Below are 17,578 nucleotides of genomic sequence, written 5' to 3' on the forward strand. Positions count from 1 at the left end.
TGCTCAAGTAGCGATTTCTAGGGGATTGGCGGGCCATTTGATTGACCGTCCGTATCGCGGAGACGCCTTCCATGTCTGTAAGCCCTAACACTCGCCCCGCTGGCCACAAGCCGCCGTTTTGGCGAGACCGCGCCAAACGTGCGCTTATCTTCCAGCTGCTTCTGGTTGCCGCTGTGGCAGCTTTTTTGCTCTACATTGTCGGTAATGTCCAAGACAACTTATCCGCACGTGGTATCACCACCGGATTTGGTTTCTTAGGCAACACCGCCGGCTTTGGGATCGTGCAGAGTCTGATCGACTACTCCTCTCAAAGCACCTATGGCCGCACCTTTTTTGTTGGCTTGCTCAATACGCTGCTGGTGGGTGGCTTAGGGGTATTAGCTGCGACCATCATCGGTTTTATTGTCGGTATCGCCCGCCTATCACCCAACTGGCTGCTTGCTAAGCTGGCCGCAGCGTATATCGAAACCTTCCGCAATATTCCATTGCTGCTGCAAATTTTCTTCTGGTACTTCGCGGTGCTGCGCACGCTGCCAAGCGCCCGAGATAGCATGGCCTTTGGTGAAGCGATTTTTCTTAATGTACGCGGCCTGTATTTACCACAGCCACTGTTTGAGTCTGGTTTTGGCTTAATCCCAATCACGTTCCTCATCGCTATTATTGCCAGCATTGCGCTGGTTATCTGGAATAAGCGTCGCCATGAAGCCACCGGGAAGCGCCTGCCGGCTTACTGGATTTCGTTTGCACTCATATTTGGTTTACCGCTGTTAGTGCTCGTTGCTACCGGAGTGCCGGTGACCTGGGAAATGCCCGAACTGCGCGGCTTTAATTTCCGTGGTGGCATTACGGTCATCCCTGAGTTCCTTGCCCTTTGGCTGGCACTGTCGATTTATACCGCTTCATTTATTGCTGAAATTGTCCGCTCGGGTATTCAAGCAATTTCCCACGGGCAAACGGAAGCTGCCCAGGCGCTTAGCCTGCCGCGCAACCTGGTACTCCGCTTAGTGGTTATCCCTCAAGCGCTGCGCGTGATTATTCCGCCGCTGACCAGCCAATATCTGAACTTGATCAAGAACTCATCGCTGGCCACCGCCATCGGCTATCCCGATCTTGTCTCAGTGTTTGCCGGTACCACGCTGAACCAGACCGGCCAAGCCATTGAGGTCATTGCGATGACCATGGCGGTTTACCTAACCATCAGCCTGCTGGTGTCCATGTTTATGAACTGGTTCAACGCCCGAGTGGCGCTAGTTGAACGCTAGGCCGACGGTGAGGATGTTTACATGATTCATAATCAAACCATGATTGAGCAACGGCCAGCCCCCAACCGTTCGGTTGGAGCAGTTGCCTGGCTACGTGCCAATCTGTTCAATGGCCCCATCAACTCCCTCTTTACGCTGATCGGGCTGTACATACTGTATTTGTTGGTGGTCCCCACCGTGCAGTGGGCATTTCTAAATGCCGATTGGATTGGTACCACTCGTGATGACTGCTCACGGGAAGGCGCTTGCTGGGTCTTTATCAACGCTCGCTTTAGCCAATTTATTTATGGCCTGTATCCCAGCGAGGAGACCTGGCGCGCCAATATCGTGTTTGCCATGTTCTTTTCACTGATTGCTTGGCTGGCGATACCGCGGCTGCCTCTCAAACGCTGGGTGGCTGTTTTTGCGCTGTTAGTCTTCCCGGTCATTTCGTTTGTACTGCTGCACGGCGGTTATTTTGGTCTGACCCAGGTGCCTACGCACCGCTGGGGCGGCCTTATGCTAACCCTGCTGCTAGCCACTGTTGGGATGGTGGGCGCACTGCCCATTGGGATCTTGCTGGCGTTGGGGCGGCGCTCCAATATGCCCATCGTGAAAAGCTTCTGCGTGGTGTTTATCGAGTTTTGGCGCGGCGTGCCGCTGATTACCGTGCTGTTTATGGCCTCGGTGATGCTGCCGCTGTTCCTGCCCTCCGACATGAGCGTCGATCGCTTGGTACGCGCGCTGATCGGTTTGACGCTGTTCCAAAGTGCCTACATGGCCGAGGTGATCCGTGGTGGTTTACAGGCCATCCCGAAAGGCCAGGAAGAGGCAGCGGCGGCGCTGGGCATGACCTACTGGAAACGCATGGGGCTAATCGTGCTTCCCCAGGCACTGAAAATGATGATCCCCGGCATCGTGAATACCTTCATTTCACTGTTTAAAGACACCACCCTGGTCATGATCATTGGGCTATTTGACCTATTGGGGATCGTGCAAGCGGCGCTGGCCGACTCACGCTGGCTGGGCTTCTCGCTGGAAGGCTATGTGTTTGCCGCCTTCATGTTCTGGATCTTCTGTTTCAGCATGTCGCGCTATAGCCAGTATTTAGAACGCAAGCTGCACACCGGCCATAAGCGCTAACGCCGCTTTTATTAACGATTTTTAGCAGGATAAAGACATGACTCAAGCAGCTTCCAACATCTCTGACACCCGCACGTCTGACCTGATGGTTGAAATGCGCGGCGTTAACAAATGGTACGGCGATTTCCACGTGCTGCGGGATATCGACCTAGAAGTAAAACGCGGCGAACGTATCGTGATTTGCGGGCCGTCTGGCTCGGGTAAATCAACCTTGATTCGCTGCATCAACCACTTAGAAGAACATCAGCAGGGCGATATCGTGGTGGGCGGCGTACCGCTGACCCAAGACGTGAAGCGTATCGAGCAGATCCGCCGTAGCGTAGGTATGGTGTTCCAGCACTTCAACCTCTTCCCTCACTTAACCGTGCTGGAAAACTGCTGCATCGCACCCATGTGGGTGCAAAAAAAGCCGCGCCGCGAAGCAGAAGAAATGGCCATGCAGTACCTAGAGCGAGTGCGCATTGCCGAGCAGGCGCTTAAGTACCCCGGTCAGCTTTCCGGCGGCCAGCAGCAGCGGGTCGCCATTGCCCGTTCGCTATGCATGCACCCTGACGTCATGCTGTTCGACGAACCCACCTCTGCCCTTGACCCAGAAATGATCAAGGAAGTGCTGGACGTTATGGTCGAGCTGGCCGAAGAAGGCATGACGATGCTGTGTGTGACCCACGAAATGGGCTTTGCAAAAACCGTCGCCGACCGGGTAATTTTTATGGATCAGGGGCAAATCATTGAAGAGAACGCGCCCGAGCCGTTCTTCAATAACCCACAATCAGAACGTACCCAGCTCTTCTTAAGCCAGATTTTGGGGCACTAAGTAAAGCAATGGGTAAGATAATGGGCCTCCTGCAGGCCCATTTTTGTATTTCATACATAGCTAACCGCGCCAGCGCATCAACATAAGAGAGACAATGTAAGATGGAAAAGCTATTTATCGACCGTGCCCCACAGCCGATTGCGCCCTTTTCGCACGCTTGCCGCGTAGGCGACTTGGTCTTTATTACCGGGCAAATGCCTACCGTACCGGAAACCAACGAAATGCTGCTGGGAACGTTTACCGAACAAACCCACCGCGTCATGCAAAACTTAGCGATTGTGCTGGAAGAAGTGGGCAGCAGCTTTGAGTACGTGGTTCAGTCACGGGTGTTTATTACTAACATGGGCCACTTTGACGAGGTGAACGGTGTTTACGCCAGCTACTTCGAGAAACCGCTGCCTACCCGTACCTGTATTGGCGTCACCGGCCTTGCCGGAGGCGCCGATGTAGAAGTGGACATGATTGCCTGGATTCCCCCCGCTCAAAAAACCGACTAGCTTCCCAGCCCAGTCATACTCAGCATCGTAATACTGGCTGGCTGCAGGGCAGGCTGCTCTCGGTGTTGCGTCAGCGGTTTATTGGCCAGCGCCGTGAGCAGTATTTGCAGTGGGTCACCATGACTCACGACCAGTACCGTCTCGCCTTCACACTGCTGCTCTAGCGCCTCAATCACGGCGTACATTCTCGCGGCGACGCTGCTGACCGCTTCTACCTGCCACTGCTGGTGATCCGCACTCTGCGCATCGTGCGCCCATACGCTTGGATAGTGGCTGTCAGCCTGACCATCCAGCTCGCCAAAGTAGCGCTCACGTAGCCGTTTTTCTTTCTCAAGCGTTAGGCCAAACGCTGTAGCGACTCGTTCAGCGGTTTGTGTAGTGCGCAGAAAGTCCGAGTGCACTACCTTCGTCGGCGCCTGCCAGCGCCACTGCATAACGACACGCGATAGCTGTTCTTCCCCTGTCGCTGACAAACCAAAGCCGCCAAGCCCCCGTTCAGGCGAGCTAATAATGAGCCCTTGCTCATTCGCTTGGCTATGGCCATGGCGCATTAAGAGATAGCGGTTACGCCAATGGTAGGGGGAGGAGGTGATGAAAGTGTTTGACATATCTTTGTAACAAATCCTAGATTGAAGAAGATCGTTTTCGAAAAATAAACATCTAGCGCTGCAAATGTCCACTTGCGAAACACACGCCGGGCAAAAGAAAGCACCGAATTCAATAGTGGATAGCACCACACAAAAATAACGCACATAAGAGGCTAACCATGGAAACATCACGTTTCTGCAAGCGCCCGTCGCTCTGGCGCTGCCAGTCGCTTATATCGCCGCCCAGAACACCACCCCCAACCGTGCTTGCCTGTGGCTAAGGCGCTTTATTCTGGTCTCCAGCCGCCCGGTGGAAACGATGGAAGCTACCGGTACCTCCAAAGCGAAAGTCGTCGCCTACGCCATTGTGCCCCAGGTAATGCCGGCCTTTTTTGCCATCGTGATTCTGCGCTGGTACTGATTGGCGAAGCGATTACCAGCCTGCTGCGCAGCAAGGTGTTATAACCACCGCAGGTGTTTGACCAAACGGCAAACGCTTGCCATGGTTAGAGGGTAACTAACGACAAGGAGGACGTATGACGATGACCACCTATATTGTGGTAGCCGATGCCGCTCGAGCACGTATTTTCACCCGTGATGCGCTCAATCTCGTTGAACAGGAAAGCCTGGTACACGCCGAAGGACGGCTGCATGAGGGTGATCTGATTACTGACCGTCGCGGTGCCGATATGCATGAGTCAATGTCCACCACGTCACGCTCCTCCGGTGAAGAGGGCGCTGCCTCTCAGCATGAAAACGAGCTGTTCGCGAAAGAGGTAGCACAGCGTTTGTATAGCGCACGCGTCGATAACAGCATGGAAAAGCTCATTATGGTCGCTCCTCCGAAATTTTTGGGGCTACTGCGTGAGAAGCTCGATAACCCTACCCAAAAGCTGGTCATACACTCGCTCTCAAAAGATTTAAGTAAAGCGTCGCTGGCCGACATTCAAAATGCGGTCAGCGATTTACGTTAATTGTCCGGCGTTATTTAAGTAGTGGTCGCTCCCGCCGATAGAGCGATGGTATCCAGCCATCCTCAAGAGAGCGACCATGTTTTCCTCCCTTCGCGTACGAATCTTACTTGCTGCTCTGACAGCAATAATCCTTGCGCTAATAATTAACGGCATTGCCAGTTACACCACGGTTAAACACCACAATGCTCAACAGATTTCGCGCAACCTAGACGCCGTTGTTCGCGGCAATAGCAGTGCTCTTTATGAGTGGATTGCATCACGAGGCACTATGCTAACCGGCATGGAAGAGGCGGCGTTGAGCGACGACCCTCGGGCGGCGCTACGTCAGCTCACCACCTCCGGCGACTTTATGGCGACCTATATAGGCTATGCCCAGAGCGGTGAGACAATTTTCTTCAACGGCTGGGAGCCGCCCGCAGACTTCGACCCCCGTGAGCGCCCCTGGTTTGAAGAGGCCGTAAATCGCAGAGACACCATCGTCACCGCTCCCTACGTCGATGCCCAAACCGGCGACCTTGTGGTGACGTTTGCCCGACCCTTTTATCAAAACAATCGGCTTCATGCGGTGATAGGCGCAGACGTTAATATCAGCGACATGGTGGCCATTGTGGAAGGCATCGCCCCCACGCCTGCAAGCTTTGGCTTTTTGGTAACGGGTGACGGTACGCTCGTCGCCCATCCCAACAGTGAACTTACCCTTGAGCCAGCCAGCGTCTTAAGCCATGAGTTAACCCCTGATTATCTGCAACAACTTGCCGCGGCCACCACACCACAACCGCTAGCGTTAGAAGGCCGTGACAGTAAGCTGCTCCTTGGCCACCCAATTGGCGGCAATACCGATTGGCAGCTCGTGGTGGCACTTGATCAACACGAAGCCACTGCAGGCCTACGCGCGATTGCATCGACATCGATAATCACCCTCTTGATTGTCGCTGCTATTACCGCGGTGGTCTTTAGTATGCTGCTTTCTCTGCTGCTTCGCCGCTTGCTCGGTGTGCGTAACGCGATGGATAACATTGCCTCCGGTGAAGGCGATTTAACTCAACGCCTGCCGGAAGAAGGCAACGATGAAGTGTCCCAAATTGCCAGCGCTTTCAACCGCTTTGTGGGCAAAATGGAAGCCGTGTTATTGGATGTGCGCACGAGTAGTGAAGCGGTTCATCATGCGGCCAACGAAATTGCTATGGGCGGCCAGGACTTATCTCGGCGTACCGATAACGCAGCCTCTAGCCTGCAGCAAACATCTGCGTCGGTTGAGCAGATTACCAGCACCGTGCAGCACACCGCTGCATCTGCCCAAGAAGCCAATCAGCTCTCCCATGCAGCGTCAAACGTTGCGAAGGAAGGCGGCCAAGTGGTGGCCAATGTGGTCACAACCATGGAAGACATTTCTCAAGCCTCGAATAAGATTGGTGAAATTGTCACGCTCATGAACAGCATTGCCTTCCAAACCAATCTGCTGGCCCTTAACGCTTCGGTGGAAGCCGCCCGTGCGGGCGAACATGGCCGTGGCTTTGCCGTGGTGGCCGACGAAGTTCGCAAGCTGGCAGGGCGAAGTAGCGAAGCCGCCAATGACATACAAACGCTGATCGAAGACTCGCAAACCAAAGTCAATAATGGCACGTCGTTGGTACAGAATGCAGGAACGACGATGCAGGATATTGTCGCGCACATTACCCGCGTGACCGACGTACTAGAAGAGATCAACGCTGCTACTAGCGAGCAAAGCGACGGCATTAACCAAGTGAATATCGCGGTGGCTGAACTTGATCGAATGACACAAGAAAACGCCGCCATGGTGGAGGAGTCCACCACTGCTGCCGAACAGCTAAAAGAGCAAGCTGATCACCTGACCGGCACGATCAGTAGCTTCAAACTCTCGACATCCGCCTCGCCCGCGTTACAGGTGGCGCACGTCGAGCACCGTACGCCTGAAACGTTCTAACCGCTTGCACCTCACCCATGGCCGCCCCGGCGTCCCCGCCCACGGTGGCGGCCATGTCATGCGCTTGTCATGCCTCTTTGTTCTACTAACCAGAAGAAAAGATGGCACTTGATGCGCTCATTAGCCTCTTGCTAAAACTGGATCGCCTCCCTATGCATTTCCGCTCGTTACGCTCGTTCGTTGTAGCGCTAGCAGGCCCCTGCCTGTTAGCTATTGTGGCCGCCATGGTGGTCTATAACTTGATCGCGGCGGCTCACACCCAGCAAACCGTGGATGATCACACCAGTGAACTCATGGAGAGCGCTCTGGATGCCCGCTTAAACGCCATTGCGGAAGCAGAAGGTGAGCGTATCCGTCGAGAACTCGACAAAGCGATGACCCTTGCGTCACAGCTCGCCTCCACCAATGCGTTGATGGGCATCGAAGACGAAGAAGGGTTTCGCGCGCTCCATCTGAGCCGCCGCCAGCTATCAAACCTTGTGCGCCAAACCGTTGCTGACAACCCGGCACTGTTGGATGCGTTTATCGGCTGGGAGCCCAACGCCTTTGGGGATGACGCTCGCTACGCAGGCGACGAACGCTACGGCCACGACGGCAGTGGCCGCTTTATGCCCTGGTGGTATCGCACCGGGGACGGCTCGCTCGAAGTCTTACCGCTAGGTGACACCGTAGAGAGCGAAACGCGTCTAGCCAGCGGCGTGCGGGAAGGCGAGTACTACCTCTGCCCCCGCGAGACCCTAGCCCCCTGTGTGATCGACCCTGCCGCTTACGATTACGGCGGCGAGACCCAGCTGGTGACCTCGTTTAACGCACCGATCTTAGTGGATGGCGAATTTCGTGGCGTGGCCGGGGTCGACCTGGCGCTGAACTTTATTCAAACCCTGTTAAACGAGGCTAACCAGACGCTCTATAACGGCGCCGGTCGTATGGCGCTGGTGGCAGGTCGCGGCGGCCTAGTGGCGGACACCAACGGTGAAGAGGCGCTCGGCCTTCCCGCCAGCAATTCGCTGAGCGACACCGCCTTGGCGGGCATTGCCGAAGCCACAGCACAAGGCCGTCTCTTCAGCAGCATGACTAACGGTATGTTTCAGCGCTATCAGCCGATCACCATTGGCAATACGGAGCAGCCGTGGGTGCTGGTTCTGCAGCTGCCAGAATCCGTCGTGCTCGCCGAACTCAACGCCTTGCAAGACGTGCTCAGTGACCAGCGCCAGCAAAACACGCTGGGTATGACCCTCGTGGGGCTTCTACTCGCCGCTGTTGGCATCCTCGCGCTATGGTGGATTGGAGGACGTATCGCACGCCCGCTTAAGCGCTTGGCCAACCGCATGGAAGAGATCGCGACAGGGCACGGTGATCTCACCCAACGCTTGCCTGTTCATGGTCGCGACGAAAGCGCCGCCGTGGCAGAGCAGTTCAACGCCTTCGCGGAGAAAATCCAAACCATCTTGCTGGATGTCCGGCGCAGCAGCGAAGCGGTTAACCATGCGGCCAATGAAATTACCCAAGGAGGGCACGATCTTTCTCGGCGTACCGAACAGGCCGCCGCCAGCCTGCAACAGACCTCTTCCGCAATGGAAGAGATCAGCAGCACCGTTGGCCACACCACCCACGCTTCGCAGGAAGCCAGCGGGCTTTCCCAAACGGCCTCGGCGTTAGCCTCCCGCACTGACAGTGCGTTTGAGCAGGTGGTCGCGACGATGACGGAGATTCGCACCAACTCAGATGAAATTCAGAGCATTGTCAGCGTTATTGATGGCATCGCGTTCCAGACCAACCTGCTGGCGCTGAACGCCTCCGTAGAAGCGGCCCGTGCTGGAGAGCATGGTCGAGGTTTTGCCGTGGTGGCTGATGAAGTGCGCAAGCTGGCCTCGCGCAGTAGCGATGCCGCCAAAGATATTCGCCAACGCATCGATGCCTCGGCAGGCAAGGTAGAAAGCGGCACCCAGATGGTACGTGATGCCGAGGCGGCGATGCATGAACTGGCGCAAAGCGTGGCGCGCGTTACCCAAATGCTGGGCGATATCAGCACGGCCGCACGCGAGCAAAACGATGGCATCAGCCAGGTAAGCATTGCCGTCACCGATCTAGACCAGATGACCCAGCAAAACGCCGCGCTCGTTGAAGAGTCCACCACCGCTGCCGAACAGCTAAAAGATCAGGCGAACCGGCTCGATGCTCTGGTGGGTGGTTTCACGCTTGAAGCACAAGAAAGCCGCCATGCACAGGGCCAGCCCACCCTGCCTGCGCCAGCGCTCAGCGCTCGTTAAGGAATCGGCGGCAGTGGAATATCATCGCTGCGTTTGGCACCCGCGGTCATCTCACGGCAGAGCCGCAGGAACTCGCGCACGCCAGTGGTTAAGTACTTGTGGCGGTGCCAAATAAACGTGAACTGACGCTTTAAGTCTAACTCCGGCGTGGGCAGCGGCACTAAGCTGCCGCGCCGGAACGCATCGCGCAGGGCTAGCCTGGAAACGCAGCCAATCCCCAGGCCCGACTCTACCGCTCGCTTAATACCCTCGGTATGCTCCAGCTCCAGTAGAGTGTTAAACCGACTACGCCGATGCCGTGCCGCGTGTTCAAGGGTCATGCGGGTGCCAGAGCCTTCCTCGCGCATAATCCAGTCTTCACGCAACAGTTGATCAAGCTCCAGATGCTCGCGACCCGCCAACGGGTGACGCGGCGAGCAGAACACGCACAGCTCATCTTCCACCCAGGGCTGGCTGATAATCATCTCATCATCGCACTGCCCTTCAATCAGCCCCAAATCCAGCGAGTGCTGGCGCACGCCTTCGATGATATGGCGCGTATTGCGCACCGCCAGTCGCACGCGGCTGCCGGGGTAGCGCTGCATGAAGTCGCTGATCAACAGCGTGGCGAGATAGTTGCCAATGGTCAGTGTGGCGCCCACCTCTAACGACCCCACGCCCTGCTGGCCGCGCAACAGCTCCTCTACCTCCTCCGCCCTATCCAGCAAGGCCACTGCTTTCGGCAGCAGTTGAAAGCCTAGTGCATTAAGCTTCAACCGCTTTCCCATACGGTCAAGAAGCTGGCAGTCGAACTGGCGTTCCAGCTCCGCGAGCGACGTACTGGTCGCGGACTGGGACATCGCAAGGGCACGCGCCGCATGGGAAACACTTTCGTGCTGAGCGACGGCCACGAAGACTTCTAGCTGACGCAAGGTGTAGTGCATGACCAGAACCTATCTGTAGAGTGATCGGCGAAAAACGCTATATCTATTTTAAAGATAAGCGTTATCAAGATAATTTGCTTAACAGATATACCACCCTTTATTTAGAATTAGCAGCATCATATTTAGCTATTTTTTATTCTTTTTTAGAATATGCCAGATAAGGCCTAGGCCCTTTGTCCACTGAAGGAGTTAGCATGAGCAAGTTTGCCCTGGAAGAAGTTCTCAGCGTTCACCACTGGAACGATACGCTGTTTAGCTTTCGCACCACTCGCGAACGCAGCCTGCGCTTTAAGAACGGCCAGTTTGTGATGATCGGTTTGGAAGTGAACGGCAAACCGCTGATGCGCGCTTACTCTATTGCCAGCCCCAACTACGAAGACCACCTGGAATTCTTCAGCATTAAAGTGCCCGATGGCCCGCTCACCTCACGCCTTCAGCACTTAAAAGTGGGCGATCAAATCATGGTCAGCCGCAAGCCCACCGGCACGCTGGTATGCGACGACCTGCTGCCGGGTCGTAACCTTTACATGCTCTCCACCGGCACCGGTCTTGCACCATTTATGAGCCTGATCCAAGACCCTGAAGTGTATGAGCGCTTTGAGAAAGTAGTGCTGGTGCATGGCGTGCGCGAAGTGTCTGAACTGGCTTACGCTGACTTCATCACCAAAGAGCTGCCTGCTCACGAATATCTGGGCGAAGAGATCGCCGAGAAGCTGGTGTACTACCCCACGGTCACCCGTGAAGAGTTCCACACCATGGGCCGCTTAACCGACCATATCCGCAGTGGCAAGCTGTTTGAAGATACTGGCCTGCCGCCGATTGATCCGCGCCAAGACCGCGCCATGATCTGCGGAAGCCCCGCCATGCTCGACGACACCAGCGCACTGCTTGACGAGCTGGGCCTGAACATCTCCCCGCGGATGGGCGAGCCGGGCGATTACGTCATTGAGCGTGCATTCGTCGAGAAGTAACCCCCCGTCATCACCGCGCTAGGCGCCGTTACGTGAAATGAAACGCCCCGCTAAACAGCTTGTTTAGCGGGGCGTTTTGGTAATATTAGGCGGCTGAGCGCCCGTCGCGGTTAAACCGCGTCTTTACCGGTTTCACCGGTACGGATACGAATCACCTGCTCCAGCGGCATGACAAAAATCTTACCATCGCCGATTTTGCCGGTATTAGCGACCTGGGTGATCGCGTCAATGACCTGTTCGGCCATATCATCATCAACCGCCACTTCTAATTTCACCTTGGGCAGAAAATCCACTACGTACTCTGCACCGCGATATAGCTCTGTGTGCCCTTTCTGACGGCCAAAGCCCTTTACTTCCGTTACCGTAATGCCCTGCACGCCGATATCAGAGAGCGATTCGCGTACGTCATCAAGCTTAAACGGCTTGATAATGGCTGAGATCAATTTCATTGCGACATCCTCTAGCTTCGTGGCCTATTGTCGAAGGTTGGCGGGCCACTGTGTTAAAGCCCATCACCCGTTGCTATTAAGCATACACCGCTACCGGCAGAGAATAAAAAATCAACGCCAATGGATGGCAAGAATGCCCTCAGGCAAAAAGGCCTCCCACATGGGGAGGCCTGGCTAGCGTGAGTATGCTGATACTTTATTTCTTAACGCTAAACTCGGGGTAGGCTTCAAGACCGCACTCCGCGATATCGACACCTTCGTACTCTTCTTCTTCGCTAACGCGAATCCCCATGATGGCTTTCAGCACCAGCCATACCACCATGCTTGCGATGAATACCCAGCCAAAGATACCCACAATACCAATTAGCTGTGCGCCGAAAGAAGCATCGCCATTGGTCAGCGGTACTGCCAGTACGCCCCAGATACCCACCACACCGTGTACCGAGATCGCACCGACCGGATCATCAAGCTTCAGCTTGTCCAGCGAGACGATAGCCACGACAACAATCAAGCCGCCCACTGCACCAATCACAGCAGCGCCAAGCGCAGAGGGTGACAGCGGATCAGCGGTAATCGCGACCAGACCGGCCAGGGCACCGTTAAGCGCCATGGTGAGATCCGCTTTACGGAACCACAGCTTGGCGAGAATCAGCGCAGCAAGCACACCGCCCGCCGCCGCCGCATTCGTGTTAACAAATACCTGAGCAACGTTGTTAGCTGAGCTGATGTCGGACATTTTCAGCTCCGAACCACCGTTGAAGCCAAACCAGCCCATCCACAGAATGAAGGTACCCAGCGTTGCCAGCGGCATATTGGCGCCTGGAATCGCGTGAATAGAGCCATCTTTACCGTATTTACCCTTACGTGGGCCAAGCACCAGTACACCGGCTAAGGCAGCCGCAGCACCCGCTAAGTGAACAATGCCAGAACCCGCGTAATCAGAGTAGCCGACCTCAGACAACCAGCCGCCGCCCCAGGTCCAGTAGCCAGACACCGGATAGATAAAGGCGGTCATCACCACCGCAAAGGCCAGGAACGCCCACAGCTTCATACGCTCTGCAACCGCACCCGATACAATCGACATCGCGGTGGCGACAAACACTACCTGGAAGAAAAAGTCAGAACGCATGGAGTAGTACGGCGCATCGTCGCCACCGGCGGTGACCGCATCCACGCTGTTTTCAGCGCCAATTAAGAAGCCTAGATTGGGCAGGAAGCCACCCGCGCTGCTGGAATACATAATGTAGTAGCCCACCAGCAGGTACATGGTGCAGGCAATGGCAAACAGCGCGACATTTTTAGTTAGAATTTCGGCGGTGTTTTTCGAGCGCACCAAACCAGCTTCAAGCATTGAGAAGCCGGCGGCCATCCACATGACCAGCACGCCGCAAATCAAGAAGTAAAACGTATCGAGCGCATAGCTCAAATCAGCTAACTCATTCATGAGGTGTTCCCCGTTGCTTTAAGAGAAGTTATACGTAAAAAACAGACCACAGAGCGTTGCTTACACAGCGTCAGCGCCGCGCTCTCCGGTACGAATACGGATCACATCGTCTAATGGCGTTACAAACACCTTGCCGTCGCCGATTTTGCCGCTGTTCGCCGCGCTGCAAATCGCATCGAGAACGCTTTCCAGGCGCGCATCATCGACAGCAACTTCTACTTTCACTTTGGGTAAGAAATCGACCACATACTCCGCGCCACGATACAGCTCGGTATGCCCCTTTTGACGACCGAAGCCTTTTACTTCCGTCACCGTGATGCCCTGAACGCCGTTATCGGCGAGCGCTTCACGAACGTCGTCAAGTTTGAATGGTTTGATGATAGCGGTGATGAGTTTCATCCCGGTTCTCCCCTGCTGGATGAGATAGCGGCCACGCCGCCCGAATTAACGCCTTGTCCCGTTAATGCGCATACCGTGCCACCCACATTTTTTTTCTTATAAGTCAGCAGTTTGTTTCATAAAAAATCAGCGCACCCTGCGGCAAGGAAGACTTAGCAGCCGCCGCCACTTGGTCACTTGCACCATAAATGAACATTAATAAACGCAAGGCGCTTCATTTCGATGCACGGCGTTGATCAAGAGTGGTCAGACGCTAATTTGCAAACGATACATGCGCATCGACGGTGGGTTGCGTATCCTTATTGGTAAGCAGTAACCATTTATGCGTGGTCATTTAAGGAGAGAGCAATGGCGCCTCAAGATCGCATCAGCCGTTTAGCCCAGCAAATTGGGGATCGTTTGCAGAACGCGTCTCAAGCCCCGGAAGATATTCAAAAAGGCGTGCAGCAAGTCGTGCGTGGTGCCTTTGACAGGCTGGAGCTAGTCTCACGGGAAGACTTTGATATTTTGATGGATGTATTGCAGCGCACGCGCTCTCGCGTTGAAGCCCTGGAGCGTCAAGTGGCCAGCCTTGAAGCAGCAGTGGAAGCCTCTGTGGCAAACAACACCACGCCGCTTGAAGCCGAGGCCCCGCCAACACCTGAGCACACTGACACGACCAAGCCTATACAACCAAGTGCTGCTGAGAAGCCAAACGCTTCCGAAGAGTAACCGCTAGCGCTTCACCACGGCGGTAGTGAGCTGAGACGCTTACCACCGCCTTGTGATGAAAATGATAATCACAATCATTGACAACTGTGCCTCTCCTGCTACTGTAGCGCACGGCAAATCGTTGCCTGTGTTGCTCAAGGAGTGCCGATGTCGTCACTGCAGTGGCTCTATCAAGATGCCCTTAGCGCATTCACTGCGCCCTCTTTCGGGCCACGGCCCCCAACGCCGCTACTACCGGGCGAAGCGCTATCGGACGCCTCGCAATTACGCCAGCATGTGCTGCATTTTGGTGCGTCTGACTTAAATAGCGACGACCTAAAGGCCAGCGCCTCGCTTTGGTCGCGGTGGCATTTCAGCGCCGTGGTGGCACCGGCATTAGCCGCGCATCTTCTGCTAAATCGCCAGCTTCCCTTAGCCCTTAACCAAGTGGCACTGCATCTCTCTGATAGCCGCCGTACCGAACGGCTCCATTTTGCCCACGAGGGCAGTGCGCCACAAACCAGCGAGCCTTTTGCCGTTTTCTCCTTATTGATAGACGCGCACCTAACCCCTGTTATTGAGACACTGGCCTCGGTCTCCGGTGTATCCCCTCGGGTGTTTTGGAACAACGCCGGCACTTACTTTGATTACTTCACCGATTTGTTCGCCGCGCATCCCAGCGCTAAGCCGCAGCGTCTGGCTGAAGCCCATGCCATTTTAACCAAACGCCAGCGCCCCAATGGCCAGCTAAACCCGCTTTATCAACCGATTAACGAGGGCGCCGATGGTAAACGCAAGCGGCGCCTCTGCTGCTTGCGCTATCGTATTCCTGCGCTTGGCTATTGCGATAACTGCCCGATTGCTTGCAAGCGTCGCCACTAAAAAGCCGACATAGAAAAGCCCGCGCGGTGCACGGGCGTGGACGTAAAGATGGAAGCAAACAGCGCGTTTAATAACGCCAAGTAATATTGGCCATTACATGTCGCGGTGCGCCATAAAAGCTTTGATCCCACTTGAGGCTGGTGTGGTATTTCTCATCCGTGACGTTATTAATGTTCAGCGAACCGGTTAACCGCTCGCTAAAATCATAGCTAGCCATTAAGTCGACCAGCGCATAGGCGTCTTGGCGCGTTTTACCTTCGGCTAAGTCCTGCTCACGCTCAATCGCATCCTGCCAGCGCAGCCGGGCACCCACTTTAAGCTGATCCATATTAGCTGGGCGATAACTGGTAGAGGCCCTCACCATGTTGCGGGGAATATAGGTGTTGGCAGCATTACCGTCCGCATCCTCAACCTCAAGGTAGGTATAGCCGATGCTCGCTTGCCAGCCCGGGGCTAGCTCACCGGCAAGTGTCGCCTCAACGCCTTCGCTGGTGATGCCGTTACCGCCCACATACACGGAGGTACCATCAGGCAGCGTGCCGTCTGGCTGTGCCACGTTATCCTGTTCGATACGAAACACGGCGAGCGAGGCATCGGCACCGCCATTAAACATATCCGCCTTGATACCGACCTCTTGAGCCTCGCCATCGATAGGGTCGAGATACTGGCCGCTGCGGTCTGTTTCGGTCTGCGGGGAGAAAATCTCGGTATAACTGGCGTAGAGCGATGCGTTATCGGTCACATCATAAATCACCCCCAGGTAAGGCGTGACCACCCCATTCGCTTCGGTTGCTTGAGAGGCCCCGTACTGCTCCCCAGTGGTATCAAACCAACTGACCCGAGTACCGGCAACGCCCGTCCAGCGATCGGCGAGATCCAGCTGGGCAGCTCCATAAATACTGCGCTCTTTAATGGTCGCATCGCCAACCGATGTAGAAGAAGCCACCCAACTGGTGGGTTCAGGATAACGACCATCCCACTCATCAAGCCAAGGCAGTGATGTCGCGGCTAACGAAGTAGGATAACGCGACTCCTGCTGATTGCGACTCTGACTCCAATCGATACCCGTCATGAGCTGATGCGTACGTCCAAACGCTTCCACATTGCCTTTAGCATGCAGATCCGCTATCCACTGCTCTAGATGGCGCTCGTACTGGCTCAAGGTCAGCTGGCTACTGTCGATTTGTCCACTTGCCGCATCCGGAGCGCCATAAATATAGAACAGCTGGGTGTCAGAGAGCATATCCAGATGCGTCACCGTCCCTTTCAACGACCACGTATCGGTGAGCTGCTGCGTCAGTTCGACAAAGCTACGATGGGTTTCGCCGTCCCAGTACGACCATTCCGGCGCGGAGGACGTACTGCGCGCGTAGTCGGTTGGGTTGCCCGCCGAATCGTATGTCGGCAGTGAGCCCCACATATTCCCGTCGGTGTTATTTTGTTGCCAGGTATGACCCACCGTTAGCTGCGTCGTATCCGTTACATCGGCTTCTACCACGCCATAGAGCAGCCCTCGTTCCCGGCTGAGACGATCCAGGTATGAATCACTCTGCATGCCCGAAGCGACAAGCCGCCCACGAATACGCCCCGCCTCATCCAGCGGCCCAGCAACATCCACATCTAACCGACGGTGGCCCCATGCCCCCAGCCCGCCGGAGATAGAAGCTTGTGGCAATTCAGTGGGGCGCTTGCGTACAAAGTTAACCGTTGCCGCCGGATTGCCTGAACCAGACATCAACCCAGTGGCACCGCGCACCACTTCAATGCGGTCGTAAATCGCGGTGTCCATATCCCCATGCACATTGTTATAGGGCATCGGTACCCGCAGACCATCGACCTGAAAGTTAGAAACCTCAAAGCCACGCGCAGAGTAGTAGGTACGATCAGTTTCCAACCGCTCAACTGTTACGCCGGGCACGCTTTCGAGCGCGTCATTGATGGTATCTAGCTGAAAGTCATCTATTTCGGCACGCGTTACCGTCGATACCGACTGAGGTGTTTCTCGCGGCGTGAGATCCAGGCCGGTTGCCGTGCTGGTGAGAGGCGTTCTGTAGCTTTCCGTGCCCTCAGTAACCACCGAAAGGGCTTCAGCCTGAACGGTTACCGTGTCTAGCGCGGCGGTGTCTTCCTGGGCTAACAGTGGCGAAGCCCCGAAGGCAAAACAGCCAGCCGCAGACATATACAGCGTTTGCCGAATAGCACTTACCAGCGGTTTACGGGGTGTTACCTGAGCGGATAGGAGGGAAGCTTTAAGCAAAGGATCAAGCATGAGACGCAGGCCTCTGTGGGTATCGTTATGTGATATTTTAAAGAGGCAAATGGTAATCACTATCATGTAAAGCTTCAACG

Annotated in this window: 16 protein-coding genes and 1 pseudogene; 11 read left to right on the plus strand and 6 right to left on the minus strand. The window is 55.3% G+C overall.

The genetic code is table 11. The features are described from left to right. Positions 1 to 71: 71 nt before the first annotated feature. The 4 genes from LG301_RS16025 to LG301_RS16040 all read left to right on the plus strand — a co-directional run bounded on the left by LG301_RS16025 (position 72) and on the right by LG301_RS16040 (position 3,695). The gene (locus tag LG301_RS16025) at positions 72 to 1,262 is read left to right on the plus strand and encodes an amino acid ABC transporter permease (protein WP_404472146.1); all 1,191 of its coding nucleotides are present in this window, start codon (positions 72 to 74) and stop codon (positions 1,260 to 1,262) included. A 21-nt stretch (positions 1,263 to 1,283) separates the two neighbouring features. Next, positions 1,284 to 2,384, plus strand: a complete 1,101-nt coding sequence (locus tag LG301_RS16030; protein ID WP_404472147.1) for an amino acid ABC transporter permease — start codon at positions 1,284 to 1,286, stop codon at positions 2,382 to 2,384. 85 nt (positions 2,385 to 2,469) lie between these two features. After that, complete coding sequence (locus tag LG301_RS16035; protein ID WP_263069750.1) at positions 2,470 to 3,198, plus strand: amino acid ABC transporter ATP-binding protein; 729 nt, start codon at positions 2,470 to 2,472, stop codon at positions 3,196 to 3,198. A 101-nt stretch (positions 3,199 to 3,299) separates the two neighbouring features. After that, positions 3,300 to 3,695 (plus strand): RidA family protein, encoded by a 396-nt coding sequence (locus tag LG301_RS16040; RefSeq protein ID WP_290951323.1) that lies wholly within the window; start codon positions 3,300 to 3,302, stop codon positions 3,693 to 3,695. Here the strand turns inward: LG301_RS16040 and LG301_RS16045 are convergent. After that, positions 3,692 to 4,303 (minus strand): histidine phosphatase family protein, encoded by a 612-nt coding sequence (locus LG301_RS16045; RefSeq protein WP_404472148.1) that lies wholly within the window; start codon positions 4,301 to 4,303, stop codon positions 3,692 to 3,694. The two genes, LG301_RS16040 and LG301_RS16045, sit on opposite strands and share 4 nt — an antisense overlap. A 169-nt stretch (positions 4,304 to 4,472) precedes the next feature. Between LG301_RS16045 and LG301_RS16050 the strand changes: the two are divergent. The 4 genes and pseudogenes from LG301_RS16050 to LG301_RS16065 all read left to right on the plus strand — a co-directional run. Continuing rightward, positions 4,473 to 4,697, plus strand: a pseudogene (locus tag LG301_RS16050) (phosphonate ABC transporter, permease protein PhnE); the annotation flags it as partial. A gap of 127 nt (positions 4,698 to 4,824) precedes the next feature. Next, a complete protein-coding gene (locus LG301_RS16055) occupies positions 4,825 to 5,256 on the plus strand; it encodes a host attachment protein (protein ID WP_404475306.1) in 432 nt (143 codons plus the stop codon). A 76-nt stretch (positions 5,257 to 5,332) separates the two neighbouring features. Then, positions 5,333 to 7,201 carry a methyl-accepting chemotaxis protein gene (locus LG301_RS16060; RefSeq protein ID WP_404472149.1) on the plus strand — a complete coding sequence of 623 codons (1,869 nt, stop codon included), beginning with the start codon at positions 5,333 to 5,335 and terminating at the stop codon, positions 7,199 to 7,201. A 152-nt stretch (positions 7,202 to 7,353) separates the two neighbouring features. Next, on the plus strand, positions 7,354 to 9,471 hold the full coding sequence (locus LG301_RS16065) for a methyl-accepting chemotaxis protein (RefSeq protein WP_404475308.1): 2,118 nt from the start codon (positions 7,354 to 7,356) through the stop codon (positions 9,469 to 9,471). Here LG301_RS16065 and LG301_RS16070 read toward each other — a convergent pair. Beyond that, positions 9,468 to 10,394 (minus strand): LysR family transcriptional regulator, encoded by a 927-nt coding sequence (locus LG301_RS16070; RefSeq protein WP_263066813.1) that lies wholly within the window; start codon positions 10,392 to 10,394, stop codon positions 9,468 to 9,470. The two genes, LG301_RS16065 and LG301_RS16070, sit on opposite strands and share 4 nt — an antisense overlap. 194 nt (positions 10,395 to 10,588) lie before the next feature. Here LG301_RS16070 and LG301_RS16075 point away from each other — a divergent pair, with 194 nt between their 5' ends. Continuing rightward, positions 10,589 to 11,365, plus strand: coding sequence for a ferredoxin--NADP reductase (locus LG301_RS16075; RefSeq protein ID WP_404472150.1), 777 nt, complete (start codon positions 10,589 to 10,591; stop codon positions 11,363 to 11,365). Between the two features lie 110 nt (positions 11,366 to 11,475). Here the strand turns inward: LG301_RS16075 and glnK are convergent, their stop codons facing one another. The 3 genes from glnK to LG301_RS16090 form a co-directional block, all read right to left on the minus strand. Further along, positions 11,476 to 11,814 (minus strand): P-II family nitrogen regulator, encoded by a 339-nt coding sequence (gene glnK / locus LG301_RS16080; RefSeq protein ID WP_009098335.1) that lies wholly within the window; start codon positions 11,812 to 11,814, stop codon positions 11,476 to 11,478. A gap of 196 nt (positions 11,815 to 12,010) precedes the next feature. After that, positions 12,011 to 13,258: an ammonium transporter gene (locus LG301_RS16085; RefSeq protein ID WP_404472151.1), complete on the minus strand. Its 1,248-nt coding sequence runs from the start codon at positions 13,256 to 13,258 to the stop codon at positions 12,011 to 12,013. Between the two features lie 60 nt (positions 13,259 to 13,318). Then, positions 13,319 to 13,657, minus strand: coding sequence for a P-II family nitrogen regulator (locus tag LG301_RS16090; protein ID WP_263066804.1), 339 nt, complete (start codon positions 13,655 to 13,657; stop codon positions 13,319 to 13,321). A gap of 348 nt (positions 13,658 to 14,005) precedes the next feature. Between LG301_RS16090 and LG301_RS16095 the strand changes: the two genes are divergently transcribed. Both LG301_RS16095 and fhuF read left to right on the plus strand, forming a co-directional pair. Further along, positions 14,006 to 14,368 (plus strand): accessory factor UbiK family protein, encoded by a 363-nt coding sequence (locus LG301_RS16095; RefSeq protein WP_404472152.1) that lies wholly within the window; start codon positions 14,006 to 14,008, stop codon positions 14,366 to 14,368. A 147-nt stretch (positions 14,369 to 14,515) separates the two neighbouring features. Then, on the plus strand, positions 14,516 to 15,229 hold the full coding sequence (gene fhuF / locus LG301_RS16100) for a siderophore-iron reductase FhuF (RefSeq protein ID WP_404472153.1): 714 nt from the start codon (positions 14,516 to 14,518) through the stop codon (positions 15,227 to 15,229). Positions 15,230 to 15,296: 67 nt separating this feature from the next. Here fhuF and LG301_RS16105 read toward each other — a convergent pair whose 3' ends face one another. Next, positions 15,297 to 17,498, minus strand: a complete 2,202-nt coding sequence (locus tag LG301_RS16105) for a TonB-dependent siderophore receptor (protein WP_404472154.1) — start codon at positions 17,496 to 17,498, stop codon at positions 15,297 to 15,299. Positions 17,499 to 17,578 lie beyond the last annotated feature (80 nt).

The organism is Vreelandella venusta, assembly GCF_044809155.1.
Classification (GTDB): domain Bacteria; phylum Pseudomonadota; class Gammaproteobacteria; order Pseudomonadales; family Halomonadaceae; genus Vreelandella; species Vreelandella venusta_B.